This is a genomic window from Thermophilibacter immobilis, assembly GCF_015277515.1.
GTDB classification, from domain to species: domain Bacteria; phylum Actinomycetota; class Coriobacteriia; order Coriobacteriales; family Atopobiaceae; genus Thermophilibacter; species Thermophilibacter immobilis.
Genome location: NZ_CP063767.1, coordinates 864,759 through 888,064, shown reverse-complemented (window position 1 = coordinate 888,064; position 23,306 = coordinate 864,759). Strand labels below are relative to the sequence as shown.

The 23,306-nt window shown below is 63.3% G+C and carries 22 protein-coding genes, 1 tRNA gene and 2 pseudogenes; 11 read left to right on the top strand and 14 right to left on the bottom strand.

Annotation, left to right across the window (positions count from 1 at the left end; all coding sequences use genetic code 11):
• Positions 1–13 precede the first annotated feature (13 nt).
• The gene (locus tag INP52_RS03960; protein ID WP_194372862.1) at positions 14–1,339 is read right to left on the bottom strand and encodes a family 4 glycosyl hydrolase; all 1,326 of its coding nucleotides are present in this window, start codon (positions 1,337–1,339) and stop codon (positions 14–16) included.
• Between the two features lie 280 nt (positions 1,340–1,619).
• Between INP52_RS03960 and INP52_RS03955 the strand changes: the two genes are divergently transcribed.
• Positions 1,620–2,321, top strand: a complete 702-nt coding sequence (locus INP52_RS03955; RefSeq protein ID WP_232364359.1) for a MurR/RpiR family transcriptional regulator — start codon at positions 1,620–1,622, stop codon at positions 2,319–2,321.
• 206 nt (positions 2,322–2,527) lie between these two features.
• Positions 2,528–2,668, top strand: a pseudogene (locus INP52_RS09985) (phage holin family protein); the annotation flags it as partial.
• A gap of 230 nt (positions 2,669–2,898) precedes the next feature.
• On the opposite strand, the gene INP52_RS03945 reads toward INP52_RS09985, so the two are convergent.
• The 5 genes from INP52_RS03945 to INP52_RS03925 form a co-directional block, all read right to left on the bottom strand.
• Positions 2,899–3,927 carry a YeiH family protein gene (locus INP52_RS03945; RefSeq protein ID WP_194372594.1) on the bottom strand — a complete coding sequence of 343 codons (1,029 nt, stop codon included), beginning with the start codon at positions 3,925–3,927 and terminating at the stop codon, positions 2,899–2,901.
• Positions 3,928–4,035: 108 nt separating this feature from the next.
• Entirely contained in the window at positions 4,036–5,205 is a 1,170-nt protein-coding gene (locus tag INP52_RS03940) for a Na+/H+ antiporter NhaC family protein (RefSeq protein WP_194372592.1), read from the bottom strand.
• 8 nt (positions 5,206–5,213) lie between these two features.
• Positions 5,214–5,441, bottom strand: coding sequence for a hypothetical protein (locus INP52_RS03935; RefSeq protein ID WP_194372590.1), 228 nt, complete (start codon positions 5,439–5,441; stop codon positions 5,214–5,216).
• Positions 5,438–6,499: a D-alanine--D-alanine ligase gene (locus INP52_RS03930; RefSeq protein ID WP_194372588.1), complete on the bottom strand. Its 1,062-nt coding sequence runs from the start codon at positions 6,497–6,499 to the stop codon at positions 5,438–5,440. The genes INP52_RS03935 and INP52_RS03930 overlap by 4 nt, the downstream gene beginning before the upstream one ends.
• A 102-nt stretch (positions 6,500–6,601) precedes the next feature.
• Positions 6,602–7,117, bottom strand: coding sequence for a flavin reductase family protein (locus INP52_RS03925; protein ID WP_194372585.1), 516 nt, complete (start codon positions 7,115–7,117; stop codon positions 6,602–6,604).
• A 142-nt stretch (positions 7,118–7,259) separates the two neighbouring features.
• On the opposite strand from INP52_RS03925, the gene INP52_RS03920 reads away from it, so the two are divergent.
• Positions 7,260–7,652: a hypothetical protein gene (locus INP52_RS03920; RefSeq protein ID WP_194372583.1), complete on the top strand. Its 393-nt coding sequence runs from the start codon at positions 7,260–7,262 to the stop codon at positions 7,650–7,652.
• Positions 7,653–7,701: 49 nt separating this feature from the next.
• Here the strand turns inward: INP52_RS03920 and INP52_RS03915 are convergent, their stop codons facing one another.
• A complete protein-coding gene (locus INP52_RS03915) occupies positions 7,702–8,589 on the bottom strand; it encodes an EamA family transporter (protein ID WP_194372581.1) in 888 nt (295 codons plus the stop codon).
• A gap of 108 nt (positions 8,590–8,697) precedes the next feature.
• On the opposite strand from INP52_RS03915, the gene INP52_RS03910 reads away from it, so the two are divergent.
• From INP52_RS03910 to INP52_RS03895, 4 genes are all read left to right on the top strand, one after another.
• Positions 8,698–9,723 (top strand): dipeptidase, encoded by a 1,026-nt coding sequence (locus INP52_RS03910; RefSeq protein ID WP_194372579.1) that lies wholly within the window; start codon positions 8,698–8,700, stop codon positions 9,721–9,723.
• 70 nt (positions 9,724–9,793) lie between these two features.
• Positions 9,794–11,524: an ABC transporter ATP-binding protein gene (locus tag INP52_RS03905; protein WP_194372577.1), complete on the top strand. Its 1,731-nt coding sequence runs from the start codon at positions 9,794–9,796 to the stop codon at positions 11,522–11,524.
• Positions 11,521–13,278 carry an ABC transporter ATP-binding protein gene (locus INP52_RS03900; RefSeq protein WP_194372575.1) on the top strand — a complete coding sequence of 586 codons (1,758 nt, stop codon included), beginning with the start codon at positions 11,521–11,523 and terminating at the stop codon, positions 13,276–13,278. Before INP52_RS03905 ends, INP52_RS03900 begins: the two co-directional genes overlap by 4 nt.
• A gap of 209 nt (positions 13,279–13,487) precedes the next feature.
• Positions 13,488–13,562: transfer RNA gene (locus tag INP52_RS03895), tRNA-Val, on the top strand.
• A gap of 176 nt (positions 13,563–13,738) precedes the next feature.
• On the opposite strand, the gene INP52_RS03890 is transcribed toward INP52_RS03895, so the two are convergent.
• From INP52_RS03890 to INP52_RS03860, 7 genes are all read right to left on the bottom strand, one after another.
• Positions 13,739–14,377 (bottom strand): hypothetical protein, encoded by a 639-nt coding sequence (locus INP52_RS03890; RefSeq protein ID WP_194372573.1) that lies wholly within the window; start codon positions 14,375–14,377, stop codon positions 13,739–13,741.
• Positions 14,378–14,402: 25 nt separating this feature from the next.
• Positions 14,403–14,801: a hypothetical protein gene (locus INP52_RS03885; protein WP_194372571.1), complete on the bottom strand. Its 399-nt coding sequence runs from the start codon at positions 14,799–14,801 to the stop codon at positions 14,403–14,405.
• A 46-nt stretch (positions 14,802–14,847) separates the two neighbouring features.
• Positions 14,848–15,657, bottom strand: coding sequence for a helix-turn-helix domain-containing protein (locus INP52_RS03880; RefSeq protein WP_194372569.1), 810 nt, complete (start codon positions 15,655–15,657; stop codon positions 14,848–14,850).
• A gap of 10 nt (positions 15,658–15,667) precedes the next feature.
• Positions 15,668–16,057, bottom strand: a complete 390-nt coding sequence (locus tag INP52_RS03875) for a hypothetical protein (protein WP_194372567.1) — start codon at positions 16,055–16,057, stop codon at positions 15,668–15,670.
• A complete protein-coding gene (locus tag INP52_RS03870) occupies positions 16,047–16,310 on the bottom strand; it encodes a helix-turn-helix domain-containing protein (RefSeq protein ID WP_194372565.1) in 264 nt (87 codons plus the stop codon). Before INP52_RS03870 ends, INP52_RS03875 begins: the two co-directional genes overlap by 11 nt.
• Before the next feature lie 254 nt (positions 16,311–16,564).
• A complete protein-coding gene (locus INP52_RS03865) occupies positions 16,565–17,206 on the bottom strand; it encodes a hypothetical protein (protein WP_194372563.1) in 642 nt (213 codons plus the stop codon).
• Positions 17,203–18,414 (bottom strand): tyrosine-type recombinase/integrase, encoded by a 1,212-nt coding sequence (locus INP52_RS03860; RefSeq protein ID WP_194372561.1) that lies wholly within the window; start codon positions 18,412–18,414, stop codon positions 17,203–17,205. Before INP52_RS03860 ends, INP52_RS03865 begins: the two co-directional genes overlap by 4 nt.
• A 415-nt stretch (positions 18,415–18,829) precedes the next feature.
• On the opposite strand from INP52_RS03860, the gene INP52_RS03855 reads away from it, so the two are divergent.
• From INP52_RS03855 to INP52_RS03845, 4 genes and pseudogenes are all read left to right on the top strand, one after another.
• Positions 18,830–19,177: a hypothetical protein gene (locus INP52_RS03855; protein WP_194372559.1), complete on the top strand. Its 348-nt coding sequence runs from the start codon at positions 18,830–18,832 to the stop codon at positions 19,175–19,177.
• Positions 19,178–19,519: pseudogene (locus tag INP52_RS10130) on the top strand (DNA methyltransferase); the annotation flags it as partial.
• Positions 19,520–19,936: 417 nt separating this feature from the next.
• A complete protein-coding gene (locus tag INP52_RS10080) occupies positions 19,937–20,653 on the top strand; it encodes a DNA methyltransferase (RefSeq protein ID WP_332307370.1) in 717 nt (238 codons plus the stop codon).
• Entirely contained in the window at positions 20,646–22,862 is a 2,217-nt protein-coding gene (locus INP52_RS03845) for a DEAD/DEAH box helicase family protein (RefSeq protein WP_194372557.1), read from the top strand. The genes INP52_RS10080 and INP52_RS03845 overlap by 8 nt, the downstream gene beginning before the upstream one ends.
• Positions 22,863–23,306 lie beyond the last annotated feature (444 nt).

Here is a 23,306-nt window from a genome sequence, read left to right as displayed (position 1 = left end):
CGATATCCCGACGTTACTTAAGCTCGGGCCAGTAGTCCTTGTTTGCCTCAATGAGCTTGTCTAGAACCTCGCGGGCGTCCTTAGCGTCGTTCACTAGACGGTTAAGCGTAAGCGCCTGGAGGGCCTTCTCGTAGGAATGCTCAAGGTAAGCCTCCATCGCAAGCCGCTCGTAGGAGTACTGGGTGGTCATGAGTCCGTAGTAGAAGGGTTCAATCTTGCCGACAGCATAGGGCTGAGGGCCGTTTACCCCGACGCTCGCTGCGACCTCAACCATCGCATCGTTGGGAAAACCCTCAATGATACCGTCGTTTTTGACCATCACGATAAAAGTCTGGCGGGTATTGCGGTAGATAGCCGAGGACACCTCAACGATCATATCGCCGTGTGCGTCATTCTGCACGACCGAGGACCCCTTCGCAGAACCCACCTGAGCAACACGGCGGCACTCGGCAAAGACACGCTTCTCGCGGCTGTTAATCACCTCGTCACTTCTCGTATAGGCGGGGTCGAGGTGCGCCAACTTGTACTTTGGATACAGATAGTATTGAAGGTAGGTATTGGGCAGGTAGTCAGGGAAGTCATGGAGCATGTCAGCAACCATAGCGTAGGTATCAAGCCAAGACTGGTCGCGCTGTTCGGCGTCAGCTGGCTTGAAGCCATGCTCGCGGACGTGATCACGTATGACAGGCACGAGATCCCTTCCGGCCTTATCGTAAATATGCGTGAACCATCCAAAGTGGTTGAGTCCAAAGTAGACGGGCTCAAACTCGCGTGAGTCGCAGCCGAGAAGTCGCCCGTAGGAACGCAGGAGATTGACTGGCTGATCGCAAATATTAAGAATATGATGCTCATCAGGAAACACGCGGGCAAGACCGTAGGCTACAAGTGCCGCAGGGTTGGTATAGTTGATAATCCATGCTTCGGGGCTTTGTGCCCGGACATCATTGACAATCTCAATCATATCGGTCATAGAGCGAATTCCATAGGCCATACCACCGGCACCGACAGTCTCCTGGCCAATGAGTCCCATAGACAACGGAATCTTTTCGTCGGTGGAGCGCATGTCATAACCACCAGTGCGAATCTGGCACAGGACAAAGTCAACGTCCTCGTAGACACGGCTTTTGTCGGTGGTGTAGTCGAACGCGACGTCCGGAGCCTCCTCTCGGAACAAGATCTTTCCGAACTCTCCTATAACTGCTTGTCTATCAGCATCGGTGTCGTACATGACAACGCGCTTAAGCGGAAGGATGTCTTGGTGCTTGGTCAATGACTTAAGGATGCCGGGACACCACGTTGAACCGCCTCCGACAATAACCACATTAAGCTTTTCTTTCATAGTAACCACGGTCCTCTCTTCTCAAGCTCCGATAATGTCTAGGACCAGAGCACGCCATCTAGAAGAGATTGCGCGTTCTGAATCCACATAACTACAATTTATGGAGTTTGAGTCCAACAGCATCATGTGATGCGATCTTTGGGAGGTGTTACCATTTCTGCTTGAGTACACATCTGTGTGTACCCATACACACCAACACTGAATTGTCGTGAGGTTAAGTATGAAATTTTATGAAGCTGTCACGGAGAATGCGAGTCGACTCAATTCCCTTGAGGAAGCCATGCTTCATTACATCATCGCATGCGGTAAGGACATTACCCAAGTGACAGCAAAAGACCTTGCTGCGCATTTCTATGCAACACCTAATACCATAACGCGCCTTGCTCACAAGCTTGGTTTCACCGGTTTTAGTGAGCTTAAGACTTCATATCTCGTATTGCTTGAAAGAAGAAACTTCGTCATAGAAGAGACTTCGCTTGACACAATGATTGTACGAACGCGTGAATTGTTGAATGACCATCTCCTCGACGAGACGGTAGACGCCATCGATCAAGCAAGTCAAATCGCCTTTTTTGCTTCGGGACTATCGGTTCTCCCCTGCACAGACTTAAGTCGAAAGCTTGAAGCGCTCGGAAAACAGACGGAAGTCTTCAATGAGCGTCACGTAATGATGCATATGGCAAAATCTCTCAATAGCACAGACGTACTCTTCGCCGTAAGCGTAAGCGGACAGACGAAAGTTTCCATTGACTCAACTTCGATAGCTAAGTCACGCGGTGTAAAAATCATTACTCTTACCGGACTATCAAAGAACCCGCTTGCTGAACTTGCCGACATAGCCCTCTACGCAGTTGATAAAAACATCACCTACGATGAAATGGATCTCAGCAGCCGACTCACATTCTTCTACATAATGGAAATAATTTTTGAGCGTTACTTCTCCCTCCTCTCATCAAGAAGCAACAAGGACGCCCCCTCCTAAACCACGATTCAGTCTCTTCTACTGACAACGGGGGGTACGCCTATGCCAGAAACAAGTGGCTTCGAAATATAAAAGTAAAATGACAACTTGCAATTACGGGTAAGATTTATTCAGAAGAACTAGGCTTTTAGCATAAGGAGAAACCCATGCGCTTTATAGCACGTTAGCTCGTTGCGGCAATCGCGTGCGTCGTCGCCGTCTGGCTTGTGCCGGGCCTTTCGGTCGTCGGCGGAAACGGAGTGGCATCGCTTTTCTTCGCCCTCGTGCTGGCCTTCTTCAGCTCCATGATCAGACCGTTCTTGCAGCTCGTCTCCGCGCCGATCACGCTGCTGACGCTCGGCCTGTTTCACCTGGTCGTCGATGCCGTCGTGCTCGAGCTCGCGAGCTTCCTGTCGCATAGCATCTTCCGCACCGGCATCGCCATCTACTCGCTCGGCTCGTCCCCATTCGAGCCCCGACGCCGGTGCTCCTTTTCCGACCATGCCCAACCGCCGCTTTTGCGGCGATTCTGGCCTCGAATCGGCCCGTTGGGCATGGTCGGAAAAGGAGCCACCCCCTCGCACGGGGTTCGCAGGCCCTACCAGATGCCGAGAAGGTGCTGCATGCCCAGGCTCACGGCCGCGATGGCGACCCAGCAGCAGAACCCCATGAGGATGGGCTTGCCGCCGGTGCGCACGATCCTGACGATATCGGTGTTGAGGCCAATGGCTGCCATGGCCATGACGATCAGGAACTTGGAGAGCCCCTTGATCGGCGCGGTCACCTCCGCAGGCAGCGAGAAGACCGTGGTCACGATGCTCGCCAGCACGAAGAGCAGCACGAAGGTCGGAAAGGCGCGCCGCAGGCTGAAGCTCCCCTCGGCCTCCCCGCCCTCCTTGTGCGCGCGGTGCGCGTTCCAGAAGGCAAGCCCCAGCGTGATGGGGATTATCGCGAGCGTGCGCGTGAGCTTGACGATGGTGGCGGCGTCGAGCGTGTTGGCCCCCGGGTGCATGCCGTCCCAGGCCGTGGCCGCTGCGGTGACCGACGAGGTGTCGTTGACGGCGGTCCCCGCAAAAAACCCGAAGCCCTCGTTGGTGAGGCCGAGCATCCCGCCAAGCGTGGGGAACACGAGGGCGGCGATGACGTTGAACAGGAAGATGACCGATATGGCCTGTGCGACCTCCTCGTCGTCGGCCCCGATCACGGGGGCGGTTGCCGCAATGGCCGATCCCCCACAGATCGAGGAGCCCACGCCCACGAGGGTGGAGATCCTGCCGGGCACCTTGAGCGCACGGCTCATCGCGAAGGCGACCACGAGCGCGGTGGTTATCGTCGAGAGGATGATGGGCAGGGAGGTGGCACCCACTCGCGCGATCTGTTGGAGGTTGAGACCAAAACCCAGAAGGACGACCGCCGCCTGCAACACGATCTTGGAGGTATAGGCGAGGCCGGCCTCGAGCGGCGCGCGACGCTCTCCCTTGACGAAGAGCGCGAGCAGCATGCCCGTGAGGATGGCGAACACCGGCCCCCCGATGACCTCGAAGCGTCTGCCCAGCAGCGTGGCCAGAACGGCTATCGCCGCGCAGAGGGCGAGCCCCGCGCTACGTGACTTCATCTTTTCAAGCATGCAATCTCCTGTCTTGGTTTTTGCGACAGTCCGGGGGAATCGCGCGAGGGACCTCACCCTGAGGGACTTTCCCGCCGTCGCCGAACTCGCGCTCACGTTCTCGGGGCGCTAGCGCGTCCCGTGCGACGCGCGGCGCTCCTGCGGGAGGCCGGGGCGCCGGCCGTTGGCGAACCCAAGCCCGAAGACCGCGAGCAAAACCGCCGCCACGGCGTTGCCCCAGCCAAAGAAGTTGAACGGGAGGGAGGCCATCGTGGATACCCCGGTGATCCCTGCCATGAAGATGGCCGTGTCGACCCAGGGGACGAGGACGACCGCCTGCGTCGAGACGCTCATGCAGCTCGAGAGCAAGTCGAGGTCGTCCATGCCGGCGTCGCGAAACTTGCTTCGGAACAGGTCGCTCGACATGAGCACGCCCAGGTAGGCGTTGGTGGTGAGCGCGACCACCATGAACGCGGCGAGCACGGCGGACACCACCAGCCCCACGCGACTCCTGACCCGGGAGAAGAGACCCTCGGCGATGACGTCGACCGCCTTGATCTGGATCATGACGGCACCGTAGCAGGTGGCCACGATGGCGAGAAGCGCCGCGTTGACCTGTGCCGTGATGCCGCCGCGCTCGACGAGGGTCACGAACACGTCGCTGAAGCCGGACGGGTCGAGTCCCGTGACCGCCTTGAGGTCGAAGCCGCTGAACAGGGCCTCGAGCCCCGCCGTGGGCGCCCAGCCGTTGAAGACGGCGCCGAACGCGAGCGCCACGAGCGAGGAGACCACCAGCGTGAGGACGATGGGCCTCTTCCTGAACGTCATGACGAAGACGAGGACCATGGGCAGGATCACGACGGGGTTCACGTTGAAGACCCGAGAGATCTCCGAGCGGATCAGCTCGCTCGTCTCCAGGCTCGCCGAGCCCGCGCCGCCCCACAGCCCCAGGACCAGGTAGGCAATGGTGCTCACGACCAGCACGGGGACGCAGTAGCGCGAGATGCGCCGGATCATGGAGGTGACGTCGGAGTGCGCGAGGTTGGCCCCCATGGACGTGGCGATGGAGACCATGACGACGCCCACCGTGCCGGCCGTGCCCCAGCTGGTGCCCACCAAGACGGACACGGCGGCGCAGATCAGAAACGAGAGCACGACGATGAACCGCGGATTGATGATGCCCACGAGGTAGTAGATGAGGGCCGGGATCGACCCCGAGAACAGCATGGATGCCACGAACATGCCGATGGCCAGCAGGATGAGGATGACCTCCATGAGGCTGCCCAGACGCTCGGTCACGGCCTGCATCATCTGCGCGTACGAGAGTACCCGCAGCGCCAGCCCACGAGCATGACCCACACGGTCGCAAGGACCATCATGGGGACCGTGTCCACCGCAAAGCGCACGCCCACGACCAGCATGGCGAGAAGAAAGACCACGGTCGACAGTGCCTCGGCCAGGTTGGGCCGCCTCGTCTGGTCCGGGGCACCCTGCGGCTCCGCCTCGGCCTGCTGGTCCGGCTCCTCCCCCGTCATCGGAGCCCCTCCGCCTCGCGCGCGAGGCGCTCCTCCACGAGCTCGGCGAGGACGTCTCCCAGCTCGTGGCCCGCAGCGCGCATCATCTGCGGGAAGCGCGAGTAGTACGTGAGCCCGGGCGTGGAGTTGACCTCGTTGAAGACGACCTCGTCGTCGGGCGTGACGAAGAGGTCCACGCGCGCGAAGCCCTCGCAGCCCAGAGCCTCGTAGACCGTGGTCGCGGCCGTGTGGACGCGCTCGAGCACGGCGTCGGGAAGCTCGGCCGGGCAGCGCAGCTCGGTGTTGGCGCCGGGGTCGTCCTCGAGGTGGATGCGGAAGAAGCCGTCGCCGGAGATCACGATCTGGTCGACGGCGCCCATCCGGGTGCCGCGCACGGCGTCGCCGACGACGGCGCAGCCCACCTCCATGCCCACGATGGCCTCCTCGACGCAGGCCTTCTCGTCGAGCGCGAGGGCGGCGTCGAGGGCCGCTGCGTACTCCGCCTCGTCGGAGGCCTTGGAGACGCCGATCGAGGAGCCCCCGCGCGCCGGCTTGACGAAGACGGGGAACCCGCCGCAGGCCCCGGGGACGGCCTGGCGGGCCTGGTCCGAGGAGCCGCGGTAGAGGACCGCGCAGCGCGGCGAGCGCACGCCGGCAGCGGCGGCCAGGCGGTGCGCCGCGTCCTTGTCCATGCACACGGCCGAGGCCATGACGCCGCAGCCCACGTAGGGCACGCCCGCCACCTCGAGGGCGCCCTGGACCGTGCCGTCCTCGCCGCCCTGCCCGTGCAGGACCGGCAGGGCCACGTCGACGCCAAGGGGCCGCGCGCCCCTCTCGCCCTGCGCGACCAGGCCCTCTCCGGGCGCAAGCGCGACCGGCTCGCAGTCGTGGCCGGCCCACGCGTCGCCGGCGAGCTTGGTGGGGTCGCCGGAGTAGCGCAGCCACCGCCCGTCGCGCGTGATGCCCACGAGCGTGAGGTCGAAGCGTCCGGAGAGGCACGCCACGACGTTCTCCGCCGACGTGCAGGATATGTCGTGCTCGGTTGAGGTCCCCCCGAAGAGGATCGCCACGTTGGTCATGCTCGGCCCTTCATGGTGCGCCGCTGGTTGTCAGTCCCTCATTATAGGGGCGGGGCGGGGCGCGCGACGCCACGAGGGGCCGCTCGCGGCAGGCGGGAAACGCTACGCGCGCACGAGCACGCGCTCGATGGCACCGAGGTACATCGTGTGGTAGTCGTGATAGTCCTGGTCGCCGTAGCACTTCTCGTCGATCGTGGGATCCACGAAGGTCTCCGGAGAGAGCAAGGTCGCGCCGACCTTGCGGCACACGAGCGTGAGCGCGGCCTCCTCGAACGTGGTCGTGCCGTCCACGAAGTGCGGCGTGAGGCCGGCCTTTGCCACCTTGTCCTCGTCGCGTCCCGAGACCGCGCCCAGGTAGGCGAGGGTCCGATGCCGAGAGTCGTCGTAGAACGAGAGCGTGAAGCGCTCGCTCGCGTCCACGAACTCCTTGGTGAAGCGCGACTTCCTGATGTAGCAGGTCGCCGTCGGCGCGCCCCAGATGACGCCTAGGGCACCCCAGCTCGCGGTCATCGTGTTGAAGCGGCTCTCGTCACCGGCGGTGATGAGCATCCACCCCTCGCCGATCTTCTCGAAGGGGTTGAGCGTGAGCTCCTTGGTCGAAATCTCCCTGAGTGCCATGAGAAGGGCTCCTCTCGTTGACCTGCGCCCGCTGTCTGCGCCTAGCTTACACCTCGCGTCTCGCGCGAGGCGGAGGGGCGGCGTATAGTTGACACAACCGACAAGCACGGCCGACACGACCGGCACGCGAGAGGGGAACCCCATGTCACCCGAGCGCAAGACGCTTAAGATCGTTTGCTTTCTGTCCGCTGCGGCCGCGATCGCGTGCGTCGTGGCGGGATGCCTCGCGCTCGTCAGCGCGGATGCGCGCCCGCAGCCCCTGGGAATCGTGGGCGGCGTGCTCGCCCTGCTCGCGGGCGTGGCTGCGTGGGCTCTGTGCGTCCTGGGAATCCGTGGCGCCAACAGGCCCAGCTCCGCGGGCGGCGCGCGGGCGGCCGGCATAGTCGCCGCCGTGGTGGGCTGCGCGGCCGCGGTCGCGGGTGTGCTGAGCGGATCTGCAGGGATTGCGGTCGCGGTGACGTCGGCGCTCGCGGGCATGCTTGCCATCGCAGGCACCGTCTACGCCCACCGGGTCCTCGAGCAGTCCCGGCGCTAGACCGCACGCAGCCGCGCAGGCGTGGCCCTACGGCCCCGCTCCCCTACCCCTACGACCAGACCGTCATCGCCAGCGTGCCCGCCACGATGAGCGCGAGGCCCACCGCCGCCGGCCGCGAGAGCCTCTCGCCAAATGCGAGACGCGCGAACGCCACCGAGACCAGGATGGACAGCTTGTCGATCTGCACGACCACGCTAACCTGACCCGACTGCACGGCGTAGTAGTAGAAGAGCCACGAGGCCCCCGTGGCCACGCCCGAGGCGGCCAGAAACCCCAGCTCGCCCCGGTCGATCGCCCGCGCGAGAGGGAGCTTTCCGCGCGCGACAACGATCGCCCAGGCCATCACGGCCACCACGCACGTCCGCACGGCCGTGGCCAGGCTCGAGTTCACGCCCTCGACTCCCACCTTGGCGAGCACGGAGGTCAGGGCCGCGAAGACGGCCGAGAGCGCGGCGAGCCAGACCCAGCGCCGAGCCCCCGGCTCCCCCTCGGGGACGCGCTCCTCGGAGCGTCGCTCGACCATGAGGAAGGTCCCCGCGAGGATCACGGCCGTCCCCACGAGCTTGACGGCCAGGTGGCTCGTCTCGCCAAAGAGCACGATCGCGAGCAGGGCCGCCAGGGCCGTAGAGGACTTGTCGATGGGCACGACCTTGTTGACGTCCCCCTCGGAGAGGGCGGCGAAGTAGCAGATCCAGCTCGCCCCCGTGGCAAGGCCCGACAGGCCCAAGAAGACGTAGGAACGCGCGGAGACGGCCACCAGCTCCGCGCCCACGTCCCCCACCGCGACCGCCGCCATGACCCACGAGAAGGCGAGCACCACGAGGGTGCGCACCGCCGTGGCCACGTCGGAGTCGGTGCGGCGGATGCCGCACTTGGCCAGGATCGCGGTCGCACCCGCGAAGAGCGCCGACGCGAGCGCCGCAAGAACCCAACTCATCGCACGCCTCCCCCTGAGCCGCTGCGCGAACGTTTCCATTCTAGGCCCGTTTCCCGCACCCGACCCGCCGGGTCTAGAATGCCGAGAAACCCACGCGAGGAGGAACCCATGGCGCTTCCCGTCTTTGACCTGCACTGCGACACCGCCGACCGTCTGGCCTGGCAGAGCCTTCCCGCGGACCTGCGCGCCTCCTGCGGCAGCGACTTCTACGGCCCCGGCGACGAGGGAGACCCCGCCGGCTGCCGCGACCTCGCCTCCAACCGCGGCCACGTCTCCCTCGAGAAGATTGGCGCCGTTGCCTGGGCCCAGTGCTTCGCGTGCTTTATGCCCGACCAGCTCTCGCCCACCGACGCCGTGCGCTTCTGTGACCACGTGATGGGCTACCTGCGCGCGCAGGTAGCGGCCAACGAGGGGCGCGTGGCGCTCGCCGGGAGGGCCGACCGGATTCGCGGCGTGCTCGCAGGCGGGAGGGTCGCGGCCGTCCTCACACTGGAGAACGCGCGGCTCTTTGCCGCCGACCTGGGCCTCGTGGAGAGGCTCGCGGGCGAGGGCCTGCTCATGGCCTCCCTCAGCTGGAACGCGGCCGGGCCCCTGGCGAGCGGCCACGACACGCACGGCCACCTCACGTCCCTGGGCGTCTCGGCGCTCGCCGAGATGGAGCGCGCGGGCGTGGTCCTGGACGTCTCCCACCTCAACGACGAGTGCTTCGACGACGTGGTCGCGCGCTCCGGACGCCCCTTCGTCGCGAGCCACTCGAACGCCCGCGCCGTCTGCGGCCACCCGCGCAACCTCACCGACCGCCAGTTCCTGCAGATTCGCGAGCGCGGGGGCGTGGTGGGCCTCAACTACTGCCGCGGCTTCATCGTCGAGGGCTGCTGGGACCAGGACCCCGCGCGCGTCACCTTCGAGGACGTGGCCGCCCACGTGGAGCACTGGCTCGACCTGGGCGGCGAGGACGTCGTCGCCCTGGGCGGGGACTACGACGGGTCCGACGTCCCCGCCTTTCTCGACGGGGCGGACACCATGCCCGCCTTCCAGGGGCTGCTCGTGGAGCGCTTTGGCGAGACGGTCGCGGCCAAGCTCTGCGGGGAGAACGCGCTGGCGTTCTTCGAGCGCGCGGCACACGGGGCGTAGGCCCCGGTTTCGCGCGGCGGCGCGGAGGCCCTATCATGGGTGGCGCAGAGAGAGTCTAGCCGGAGGTCGCATGTTCAAGCTCAGGAGGTACCTCGCGGGCCACTACGTGGAGTGCGTGCTCGCGCCGCTGTTCAAGATGCTGGAGGCCCTGCTCCAGCTGCTCGTCCCCCTCGTGATGGCGCAGGTCATCGACGTGGGCATCGCGCGGGCGGACCGCCCCTTCATCTTGTGGCACGGCGGGCTGCTCGTGGCCATGGGCGTCATCGCCTGGGTGGTCGCCGCGCTCGCGCAGTACTTCTGCTCCAAGCTCGCGGCCTCCTTTGGCACGGCCCTGCGCGACGACCTCTTCCGCCACGTCATGTCCCTCTCGCGCGAGGACGTCGACCGGCTGGGCCGGGCGAGCCTCACCACGCGGGTCACCAACGACTCCCAGCAGGTCCAGGACGGCCTCAACATGTTCTTCCGCCTGGTCCTGCGCTCCCCCTTCGTGACCGTGGGCAGCGTCATCGCGGCCTTCTTTGTGAACGGCATCGAGGGGACCGCGCTGCTCGTGGCCGTGCTGGTCTCGTTCGCGCTCGTCCTTGGCTTCATGCGCGTGGCCACCGCGCGCTATCGCCAGATCCAGGGCGGCCTCGACGACGTCTTGCTCAGGACCACCGAGAACCTCGAGGGCACGCGCGTGCTGCGGGCCTTTCGCCGCGAGGCGGCGGAGTCGGAGTCCTTCTCGGGCGCGGCCGACGCCGTCCGCCGCACGCAGGTCTCGACCGGCGATCTCTCGGCCTTGGTGAGCCCGCTCACCTACACCGCCATCAACTGCGGGCTCATCGCCCTTCTGTGGCTGGGCGGCGTCCAGGTCAACGTGGGCGGCCTCACCCAAGGCCAGCTCGTGGCCCTGGTGAGCTACGTGACCCAGGCGCTCGTGGAGCTCGTTAAGCTCGCCAACCTCATCATCCTGCTCTCCAAGGCCTCCGCCTGCGCGCGGCGCATCAACGAGGTCTTCGCGACCTCCCCCTCGCAGGCGGACGGCACCAAGAGCGCCGCGCTCGCTGCGGGCGCGCCCGCCGTGGCCTTCGACGACGTGAGCTTCTCCTACCCGGGCGCCGGCGGCCACGCTCTCACGCACGTGAGCTTCGAGGTCGCGCGCGGGGGCACCCTGGGCGTCATCGGCGGCACGGGCTCGGGCAAGTCCACCCTCGCGAGCCTCCTCATGCGCTTCTACGACGCCACCGAGGGAGTCGTGCGCGTGGGAGGCACCGACGTGCGCCACCTGACCCGGCAAAGCCTGCGCCAGGTGGTCTCGCTCGTGGAGCAGGGGGCGACGCTCTTCTCGGGGACCATCGCCTCCAACCTGCGCTGGGGCCGCGCGGACGCGAGCGAGCAGGACCTCGCGGACAGCGTCGCCACCGCGCAGGCCCAAGACGTCGTGGACGCCAAGGAGGACGGCCTCGAGGGGTCGGTCGAGCAGTTCGGCCGCAACTTCTCCGGCGGCCAGCGCCAGCGCCTCGCCGTCGCCCGCACCCTCGTGCGCGCACCCGAGGTCCTCATCCTCGACGACGCCTCGTCCGCCCTCGACTTCGCCACCGACGCCCGCCTACGCCGCGCTATCCATCGCGACCTAGGAGGCGCGACCGTGATCACCATCTCCCAGCGCGTCGCCTCCGTACGCCACGCCGACCAGATCCTGGTGCTCGACGGCGGGCGCGCGTGCGGCCTGGGCACGCACGAGGAGCTCCTCGCCGGCTGCGCGGTGTACCGGGAGATCTGCGACTCCCAGCTCACGGGAGAGGAGGCCCGGCGATGACCAGTCCACGCACGAGGCCGGCGGACGGCACCGTCCGGCGCATCCTGGCGCTCTTCGCGCCGCACAGGGCGTCTTTGATCGCGACGGGCGCGCTCACGGTGGCCGTCGTCGTGGGGACGCTCTCTTTGCCCGTCCTGTCCGGCGAGGCCATCGACTGCGTCGTGGGGCCCGGCCAAGTTGACTTCGAGGGCCTGCGCCACGTGCTCGCCCTCATCGCGGCGCTTCTGGGAGCCACGGCGCTCTGCCAGTGGAGCCTCACCGCGCTCACCAACCGGCTGGCCTTTGGGGCGGTCTGCGACCTGCGCGAGCGAGCCTTCGACCACCTCCAGGAGCTGCCGCTCTCCTACATAGACTCCCATGGCCACGGCGACCTGGCCAGCCGCATCGTCACCGACGCGGACCAGCTCAACAACGGCCTGCTCATGGGCTTCCAGCAGCTACCCGTGGGCGTGCTGACGATCGTGGTCACCCTGGTCTTCATGTTCCGCCTGAACGTGCAGGTCGCCCTCGTGGTGGCGCTGCTCACCCCCCTCTCGATCGTGGTGGCGCGCTGGATGGCCCAGCACAGCTCCAAGCACTTCTCGGGGCAGACGCAGCTGCGCGGCGAGCTCACGGCGCTCACGGAGGAGATGATCGGCGGGATCTCGGCGGTCGAGACCTTCGAGACGGCTCAGGGCGTCTGCGCCGACTTCGCCCGCACGGACGCGAAGCTGGGCGAGGAGAGCTTCAAGGCCGTGTTCTTCTCCTCGCTGGCCAACCCCACGATGCGCTTCACCAACGCGCTGGTCTACGCCGCCATCGGCGTCTTTGGGGCCTTCGTGGCCCTGGGCGGGGGCATCACCGTGGGCGGGCTCTCGGCCTTTCTGGGCTACGCGGACCAGTACGCCAAGCCGTTCAATGACATCTCCGGTGTGGCAACCGAGCTGCAGAACTCCGTCGCCTGCGCCCGGCGCCTCTTCAACCTCATCGACGTTGCCGCGGAGGAGCCCGATGCGCCGGACGCGCTCGAGCTCGAGAGCCCGCGCGGCGAGGTGAGCCTGGATCACGTGGCCTTTGGCTACGAGCCCGGCCGGCCCGTCCTCACCGATGTGAACCTGCACGTGGACCCCGGTAGGCGGATCGCCCTGGTGGGGGCCACCGGATGCGGAAAGACCACCCTCATCAACCTGCTCATGCGCTTCTACGACGTGGACGCGGGGGCCGTGCTCGTGGACGGGCGCGACGTGCGCGCCTACACCCGCGCCAGCCTGCGGGCCGGGTGGGGCATGGTCTTGCAGGACACCTGGGTGAGGCGGGCCACCGTGCGCGAGAACGTCGCGATCGGGAGGCCCGACGCCACCGACGAGGAGATTCGCGCGGCGGCGCGGGAGGCCTATGCCGAGGAGTTCATCTTGCGGCTGCCGCAGGGCTACGACACGCTACTCGACGGCTCGGCCTCCTTGTCAGCCGGGCAGAGGCAGCTTCTGTGCATAGCGCGCGTCATGGTGGCCCAACCGTCGATGCTCATCCTCGACGAGGCCACCTCGAACATCGACACCCGCACCGAGCTCTTGGTCCAGCGCGCCTTCGGGCGGCTCATGGAGGGCCGCACGAGCTTCATCGTGGCCCACCGCCTCTCCACCGTGCGCGACGCGGACCTCATCTGCGTGATCAGCGACGGGCGCATCGCCGAGCGCGGCACCCACGACGAGCTTCTCGCTGCGAGCGGGCTCTACCGCAACATCTACGAGTCGCAGTTCGCGGCGGTGGAGTAGAGGGGCGGCGTGGCGGGGTGGCCATGGACTTCTTCGGTGGGCACGCGAATGGCCCTGGGCGCATCGCTCGCAGGTGGGCGACCAGCAGGGTCACCACGGCGGCCTCTCCCCCATCCCCGTGAAAAAGACCAAATTCAGGGTTGCACTCAGGGTTCCTTCCTTGCTAAGATACTCCCTGCGCTGCGACCCCACGTAGCGAGTAACACTTCGGGCGTTTAGCTCAGGGGGAGAGCGCTTCCCTGACACGGAAGAGGTCATAAGTTCAAATCTTATAACGCCCACCATCAAAGATGCAGGTCAGAGGCTTAAAGCTTCTGGCCTGTTTTGTTTTGCCGCAAATCCCGCCGCAAAATTGCCGCAAAAGCTCAGAGTTTCCCTCTAAGACAAGGAAAGGAGACCCGCTTTCGCGAGCCTCCTCATAGCTCAAACGCGCTTCCTTTGTAGCCGTGGAATCGTGCTCCTAACCTTCTATAGGCAACCCCTCAGAGGTGACCCCTGCGCTGCCCATGTAGGCGTCCGACGCCTCGGACACGTCCTTGGCTGCGCTGGCAACCACCTGCCCGAAAGCCTTGGCGTAAGCCCCGCTCTCGTCATCGAGCATCGAGCTGCACGTCTCGGTGAGCGAGGAGATGGCTCCCTCGCATTTGGCAATGTAACCCGCCGCGTCGTCGTGCATGTCGATTCCCTGCCTGTTGGCGTTGGCATAAATCATGCGGGCTAGCGTGTAGTTGCCGTCCTTCTGCTTTGCCTCCCTGACAAGTTGGGCTGCCTCGGCCTGTGTGAGGTCGATGAGGGAGAGGAACTGCATCGTCTCTGGGCTAACGTCGCGGGGGCGTGGCACGAACGACGCGCTGCGCTGCTTGGCGTACTCGTCCATCGCTCTCTGGGCGGTCTCCCTGAACGCCGCCTTGGCGTCCGAAATCTGCCTGTCGTAGGCGTCGTTGTTCTGCCTGAACCCCTCCGTGCCCACAATGCGGTCGCGCAGGTTCTTGCGGTTGCCCTCCTTGAAGCGCCGCGCCTTCTCAATCTTCGCCTGCGCGTCTGCGGCGGCGGTGCTGATTGCCGTCATGGTCTCGTTGACCGACTTCCTGTAGCTCATTGCGTGCTCCAATCTTGTTCTCTGTCTATTTACCGGCGGGGAAGAAGTCGCTGAGGCCACCGAAAAGCTCGCGGTTCACCTTACGACCACTCGCGGCTCGCTCCATGCGCTCCACCTCGTCCGTGAGCTGCACGCAGCTGTTGATGATTGAGTTCGCCGCGCTGAGGCGGACGCTGTGCGATGCCGTCTTGTCGTGCATGATTTCGCAGACGGTCTCCACGGCCTCTGAGAACCTCTCCTGCATGGACTTCACCCCCGCATCTAACAGCTCATGTCTTGCGGCTGCGTACAGCTCGACGAACTCGGGGTCTGACTTGTAGGCGCGCAAAGTGGACTCTCCCATGCCTGCGGCCTTTGCCGCCTCCTTCGTGGTGGGGTAAGCCACCAGAGCGGCCACGGCCTTCTCGTAGTTCCTATTGGACATATAGACTTCCTTTCTGTGAAATGGCGCCAGAAAGCGCCCTTGAACGCTAAAACGGGCAGTCGGCCATGTCGGGTTCCTCGCCCGTCAGTGCGCGGTACTCATCGGGCGGAATCCTGGAGCGGGGGTCATAGAAGGTGTGACTACCCGCTCGCTCGTGGGCATCGTCCACCCTCTCCGAGATGCGCAGCAGGTAGGCTCTCCAGTCCCGTATGGGGTTGCCTTCCGCGTCGACCCAACCTCTGGATTCGAGCCTGCCCCACTCGTCGCGGTACGGCTCCCCCAGCCCGTTCTTCTCGATGAACCTATTCCACTCTTCCTCGGAGGGGAAAGGAGACGGCGTTTTGCCAAAAACGCCCCCTTCTAATCTGTTCTTATGGATACGTTCTATTGGTTCTAATGGGGCAACGACTTTGTTGCGCTTTAACCCCGGATTCGTTGCGCAATCAGTCGAAAACGTTGCGCATTCCTCGCGGTTCCGTTGCGCTTCGCCTCTTTCGCCTCCTCCCATAAAGGGCAACGGATTCGTTGCACATTCCCTCGGTAGGTTGACTGTGTAGACCGCCGCCCGCCCCCTGTGGCCCTCGCTGACCCTTGTGATTACGGGCACGGGGGAGCCGTCCTTGCCCCTGAACGTCTTTCGTGTGAGTGAAGTGAGCTTGTTACGTACGTTGCTTTCGGAAAGTCCGCACTCGGCGGCAATCTCGCTCACCGGTCGCCAAACCTCCCCGCCTGCGTCTTTCTGGTAGCGCATCAGGGAGATGAGCACGACAAGCTCTTTTCCGCTCACGTTGGCCTCTGTCAAGGCGGCGAGCATTCCTGCCCATACTCGCGTGAATGGCTCGCTCTCGCCGCTCATAGCCGTTACCTCAACCCATGAGGCCGTCGTAGGCGTGTGTGCGGCGCTCGATGAGCGTACGGCACGCGGGCACCTGTGCCACAAGCAAGCGGGCTAGGGCGGGGACGTGGTTGTTGTTCACCTTGGTGGTGCGCCCGTGGCTGTCGGTGAACTCACACCTGCGAACCTTCTCGGCAAGCTCCTGCATACCGAACTTCCGCCCTTGGGAGGAATAGCCTTGTGCCGTCTTGACCATGTAGGACCAGGCGCCCTCGTTCTCGGAGACCCACTCGGTGGCCTCTCGCGCGAATCTCTCGCGCCTGTCGGCTATCATCTGTGAGGAGGTGGCTCCGAACCCCTCGCCCTTGGCCTCTGCGACGGCTGCAACCATCGCGGGGGCCGTTCCCTCCCTAGCTGGCATCGGTCATCGCCTCGCTTAGGCCGAGTCTTTCAAGGACATCCACCGTGTTGAAGCGGTAGCGATTTCCTACCCTTACGCAGGGAAGCTTTCCAGAGCCTGCCATTCGTTGAATATGCCTCTCGCTAACCCCTGCGAGTGCCGCAACGGTTGGCGTGTCGATAAGGGCGGGGAGACTGCCTGCTCCGTCTCGCACCTGCTCGATAGTGAACCGTGAGTTGTGCGGGGTTCTAAGTCCCACCGTGATTGTGCTCATGTCTTCCTCCTAGGTCGATTTACCGCCTATCTCGTACCGGTACGACACACATGGTATCGCAGATAAACCGCAGGTAGATTGGTACATAAACCGACTGAGTAGGAAGAAATCCCGCGTTATTTTTCGGGTCTCCGAGAGGTTTTAGGCACTCGGAAACACGACCCGAAAAAATGGGCGAGAGGTTTTTCGCCCCGTCGCCCATTTGACCTGATGAGATATTTTTTTATCGACACAAAAGCGTCACAAAACGACCGCTACGCGCTCTGTCCTTCGTCTGCAACATGAGTGGCCCGCTTCGTGACTGCCGCGTTGAAGGCTGTAACTGCATCTCGCAGCTCATTTCCGGCCTCTATGACTCGCGCATCGTTTCTGCTTTTCCTTGCCTTATACATGCGCCTCCACGCCTCAGCAACTTCAAGGAAGGCCACCAAATCAGCCTGGGCCGCCTGTGTGTGCCTCTCGTCTAGCACCGTTAACGCGGCCACGTCGCAGAGCGATTCCACTTCGTCATGGAGGAGGTAATAGCAAACGTTCGATAGGATACAGTCCATGCCCTTTATGTAGGCTTCTTCCGCCGTATCCTTGGTAAGCTCGTCAAGCACTACCTTTCGCGCTGTCTCCTCGGGTATGCCATAGCGTTTTGCAATCAATGTAGCGAGATATGCGACAAGCTTCTCTGCCTTGTCTCTGTTGAGTGATGAGGGGTCGTCGCTCCAATTCTTGACTGTCTCCGGTGACTTAAAGCCTACTCCTTGGGCGACCTCTGCTTGTCCTACGCCCGATAGAAGCTCGGTGCGGATTGCCTCAATGCGTCCCGGTTCCACCTCACCAAGTGGCTTATTGTCGTTGGGAACGGGCAAGCTGCGTTCCTTCAACTCTTCAATGAGATTGCTCATTTGTCATCGGTCCCCGTCTTCAATGTGAGAATAGTTGCGTCCTTCGGCTTGCGCTCCATTGCCTCGCTCACGGTCTCAGCTGCCCTGCGTTTGGCGTCTGGGTCTGCGCTTGCGTAGATGTTCAATGTCATAGCTGCGTTGGTGTGCCCCAAGATGCTAGAAACGCTCTTTACGTCCACGCCCTCGGAAATCGCCGCCGTGGCGAACGTGTGCCTCAGGTCGTGGAACGTGGGGACCCTGCCTTGGGTGCCCACTAGGCCGAGTGATGCAGCAATGGCCTTCCAAGCCTCCCAGAGGGCGTGTGGAGCTAGGTTTGTACCGTCCACCCTGCCCAGTACGTACAGGTCATTTGAAAAGGGGATTCCGGCTTCTAGACACTTCCTGACCATCTCGGTGCGCTGTGCTTTAAGTGCCTCGATGATTGAATCAGATACCGGAATATCTCGCCTGCTACCCCCTGTCTTAGGCTCCTTCACATAGGTTTTGCCGCCATCCCTGCCTATTACGGTGCGAACCCTGATTACGCCCGATTCGAGGTCAACGTTCTTCCATTGGAGGCCGCAAATCTCGCCTTCTCTCATACCAGTGAAGAGGGCGAGCCTGATTCCGAGATTCACGGGGCTGGGTGCCGCTATGTCCAGAAACGAGACAAGCCGTGCTCTCTGGGCGGCGTCCAATGCGTTTGGCTCCTTCTTTGGAATCTTGGGGAGCTTCACGGTGCGTAGGGGATTCTTGACTATGCGCCCCGTATCTTCCGCGTGGGTCATTGCCGCTTTAAGGAGGTTGAAAGCCTTTCGCACGGTGGAAGCTGCATAACCGCTTGAAACCAACGAGTTGACCCATGCCTGGGCGCTCTCGGCGTTCAATTCTTCGAGCCTTAGGGAACCAAGCTCCCCGTCAATGTGCTTCAACATCGCGTGATAGACGGTCACGGTTGACCTCTCGATTGACTCGGAAGCCTCTAGGGTATCGACGTAGCGCGTCACGTAGTCTATTACGGTTTCCGCTGGTGCGAGGATACTCGCGCTTACGGCCTCTGCCTCCATGTCATCGCGCCACTTGTCTAATTCCTTGCTTGCCTCGCGCTTGCCCTTAGCATCGAGGGACTTCTCCCTCTTGCGCCACTTCCCGCTCTCGTCCTTGTAGGAGAGGACGCCAATCCAACCCCTGCCCTTGCGCTCCCTTAGGTAGGCTGATGAGTAGAACATCGTTCCTCCTTGCCGCAAAATTAGCCGCAATAACGCCGCAAAATATCTACTTCGTTATTGTACGTTATTTACGGCACATACGGAATATGACGTATAAATGCAGGTAGAAAGTTCGTAACTGTCGCGTTGATATTTCCTGTTCGGCAACATAAAAAGACTGACACGGAAGAGGTCGCAAGTTCAAATCTTGCAACGCCCACCATAAATGACGAGGTCGGAGGCTATGTGGCTCCGACCTCTTTTGGTAGGCCACTAGTAAGCCACCAAACAGGCCACTAGAGCATTTCATGATGCCAACGAATCGGGTGAACGGTGCACCATAGGCTTCCTTATCGGTGCTGCGGGTAACAAGTACCTCCAGTGTCTTCTCCCTTGCGATATCATAAACACAATTGACCAACTGAGGGAAGACTACATGGGCGAGAACGTATCCAAGAAAAGGCGCGAGGAGCTGGTCGGCGGCATCGAGCAGATCAGGGACTACATCAACTCCACCGCCACGCAGGACGGGAACGCGGGGCGGCTGCTCGCCTACCTCAACGCCCTCGAGAAGGACGTGAAAGGCAGGAAGTTCGGGCTGGTCTTCGAGCAGCACCGCGAGGAGATTGACCACGTGCTCGAGGGAAGCGTCTCCGTGCTCACGGAGGACGAGTCGCTCGCCATCGACAACGGTGGCCAGTGGAACGCCCTCATCGAGGGGGACAACCTCGCCTCGCTCGACGCGCTCTCCCGGGTCCTGCGCGGCAAGGTCGACCTCATCTAAATCGATCCTCCCTACAACACCGGCAACAGGGACTTCATCTACGACGACGCCTACGTCGACAAGAACGACACCTTCCCGCACTCCAAGTGGCTCTCGTTCATGGAACCCCGCCTCGAGGTCGCCCATGCTCTTCTCAAGCGTTCGGGTGTCATCTTCGTGAGCAACGACGACCGCGAGAACGCGGAGCTCAAGCTCCTCATGGACGAAGTCTTTGGTTCGAGCTGCTTTGCCGGGAATATCTCTTGGCAAAAGACGTACTCTCCCCGAAACGACAAGAAGGGGGGCTTTCCGACTGAGATCGAGCATATCCTCGTTTACGGTAAGGAGCCCGATTGGCTCCCTGGCCGTCTTGAGCGAAGTGAGGAGATGAACGGGAGATATGGCAGTCCCGATGGAGACGATATCTCGTGGAAGGCAGGAGACTCCACGGCGCCCGGTGCCTCGTCTCACCATGGGATGGTCTATGCCATACAGCAGCCTGTTACCGGGAAGCTCCTCTACCCATCAAATGGTCGCCACTGGACCTTGGGCCAGGATGAGATGTACTCCAACATGTGTGGATGGGGCGACTATGAGCTTCGGACTCTCGACGATGCCGAGAGACGTGCCAAGGTATGCAACTGTGCCCCCGATGAGATAGGTGATGCGAAGGGCATCATGCTCAGAGACGTGTCTGACGAATCAAAGCGGTTCGCAGCGGAACGTTATGACGCAGGCAACTGGCCAGACCTCTATTTTACGAACAAGGGGAAGGGGGGAATGGGCCACAAGATCCATCTTGATAGTGTCGGGGGGAAGCTCCCGACAAATCTATGGCTCTGGAAGGATGTCGGCCACACCGATGAGGCAAAGAAGGAGCTCAAGGCACTCTTCGGTGGTCAGGCACCCTTCGACACACCCAAGCCGACACGCCTCATCAGGCGGGTGCTCGAGATCGGTGCGGGCAGGGACGCCCTGGTCCTCGACTTCTTCGCGGGCTCCGGCACCACGGGCCAGGCGGTGACGGAGCTCAACGCCGCGGACGGCGGCACGCGCCGATGCATCCTGTGCACCGACGACGAGAACGGCATCTGCTCCGAGATCACCTACCCGCGCTGGAGGACGGTCATCACCGGCAAAAGAGGTGACGGCAGCGGGTACTCCGAGGGTCTCCCCGGGTCCCTGCGCTATTACCGCGTGGGCTTCGTCCCCCTCGACGAGGACGACTATTACGGGCTCGCCGAGGGGCTCCTGCGTCACACCAGGGAGCTCGTGGAGCTCGAGAACGGGGTCGACTTCGACGCGGACCCGGCGCTCGCCATCGTGCTCTCAGACGAGGAGGCGGACGCCTTCTTCTCGGGCGGCATCGCCTCGTGCGAGGTCCTCTACCTCGGCCACGATGTGCTGCTCACGGCAGAGCAGCAGGCCGCGCTCGATGCGCGCGACGTCGAGGTGCGGACCGTTCCCGCCTACTTCTATCGAGAGCTGGGTGAGTGACGTGGAGCTCAAGCCGTTCCAGATCGACGCGGAGTCCCGGCTCCTGGACGCCCTCGAGGGCGACGGGCGGGACGTCGTCTTCAAGAGCTGCACGGGCTCGGGCAAGACCATCGTCCTCACCGACCTCATGCAGCGCTTCTGCGAGACCCATCCCGGCACGGTCTGGATCTGGTTCACCCCGGGTAAGGGGGACCTGGCCGGCCAGAGCAAGGACAAGGCGGACCGCTACGTCCACGGTGCCCAGACCAAGCTCCTCGTCGACGTACTCAACTCCGGCTTTGCCGACGGGGACCTGTGCTTCGTCAACTGGGAGAAGCTCCATGGCAGGCACAACGTGGCCATGGTCGACGCTGAGCGGCTCAACTTCGTGGAGCGGCTCGACGCCGCCCACGAGGAGGGCCTCTCCTTCTACGTGGTCATCGACGAGAGCCACACCAACGACACGGTCAAGACCAAGGAGCTCGTGGGCTACGTCGACCCCGTCAGGGTGATCCGCTCTTCGGCCACGCCCAGGGGCTACAAGGACGCGACCCTCGTGGAGGTCGACGAGGACGACGTCATCGAGCAAGGGCTCATCAAGAAGGCCATCGTAATCAACCAGGATGTGCCCGTCGACGTCACGGTCCCCAACGAGATCGACGCCCTCCTGGAGTACGGCCTCAGGAAGAGGGCCGAGCTCCAGTCGCGCTACGCGGCGCTCGACGTGCCCGTGAACCCCCTCGTCATCGTCCAGCTCGCCGACAACGACCCCCAGCAGAGGGAGCGCGTCGAGCTCGTGCTCGACGACGACTACGGCATCACCTACGACAACGGCCTCTTGGCCTCATGGCTCTCCGACGACCACAGGAACTGCGACGGCATCGACGAGCCCGGCGCCAAGCCCCAGGTCGTCCTCATCAAGCAGGCCGTGGCCACCGGCTGGGACTGTCCCCGCGCCCAGGTGCTCGTGAAGCTCCGCGAGAACATGGGGGAGACCTTCCAGATCCAGACCATCGGGCGCATCCGCCGCATGCCGCAGGCGAGGCACTACGGCGACGACCTGCTCGACATCTGCTACATCTACACGCTCGACTCGAAGTTCATCGACGAGGCGCGTGCCGCAGCCGGGGGAGACCTGCTCGACGCGAGGACGCTCCGCCTCAGGTCGGGCCTGCGGGAGTTCACGCTTGTGTCCGAGCAGCGCGCGGCAGGGGCCTCGGACAGGCTCGACTACCGGGCCCTCGGCAGGACCCTCGCCGCCACGCTCTCGGGAGACCTCGGCCTCTCGGACGACCCGGTCGCCAACCGGAGGCTCTTCGAGCGGGCAGGCTGGGACTTCCGCTCCGACATCCTCGACATGACCCAGGAGGGCGAGGTCGAGCACCTGAGCAGCGACGAGATCGGGGACCTCACGACCATCACCTTCAGGGTGAGGAGGCCCACCAAGAAGCTCCACGTCGAGTACTCGCGCGAGACGTGGAAGATGGCGCAGTCGCTGCGGGTCGAGAGGAGCCAGATGACCCCCATCCTGCAGAGGCTCTTCCTCGCATCGGCGAAGGGGAGGGGCAGGCTGCTCGCCCTCGACCAGGAGGGGTACTACAGCTTCGTCCTCAACAACAAGGGGAGGCTCTCCGAGACGATGACGAGGGCGCTCTCGTCGGTGGGTGCCGTGGGCGTCATCCCGGGCGTGGACGTCGCCGGTGTCACGGAGAGGCCGTTCCATCTGCCGGACACGGTGCTGTTCACCTACGACTCCAGGGCCAAGGACCAGTCCGTCATGGAGAAAAACGTCTACGAGGGCTACCTCGCCTCCGCCCAGAGGCGCTCGACCGGGGAGCGGCTGTTCGAGCGGTTCTGCGAGGAGAGCGCTTGCGTCAAGTGGTTCTACAAGAATGGCGACAAGGGAGTCGAGTACCTCTCCATCCTCTTTGACGACAACTCAGGGCGCTCGCGTGCGTTCTATCCCGACTATGTGGTGGAGACGGAAGGTGGGCAGGTCTGGGTCATCGAGGTCAAGGGAGGCCAATCGGCCTCCGGGCAGGACCAGAACATCGACGAGTTCGCGCCGATGAAGTTCGAAGCGATGAGACGCTACCTCGACAGGCACTCAGGACTTAGAGGTGGATTCGTACGCTACGACCAGGAGAGCGCGCAGCTCCTCATCGCAACCGAGACGTACTCGGACGAACTCAAGGACGGCTGCTGGGTACCGTTGAAGAAGGCTCTTTGACTGTGATTGGAGCTCTGCCTTGGGAACCACGGATGACTACATCAGACGTTGCGATGATGTGATTGCCAGGGGAGATGCTTCCGAGGCCAATTGTCTTGCCGCGTAGATCGTTTCCGCCTTCACTCCTGCCATCCCGCACATCAGCAGTTACAGGGGGTCCACTCTTAGCGGCCATGGTCCGCATACCGTTGCGAACCTTCAAGCGCTGCGCGGCAAGCTGCGGGTCTACCGTGACCAGAAAGAGGAAACAACCTACGGACGATTCGGCGTGACGGCGCTGACAGAGAACATCCATCGCCTAGAGGAATCTCTTTCGTCCGGACTGCCAAAGGACGAGATGAAGCCAACTGTCGACGAGATCGACAGGACGTACGTCGACGTGGTAAAGGGGTATGTCAACGGTGTTTCCGGATGGGGCCTTGGGCCGAGTGAGCTGACTCAGGA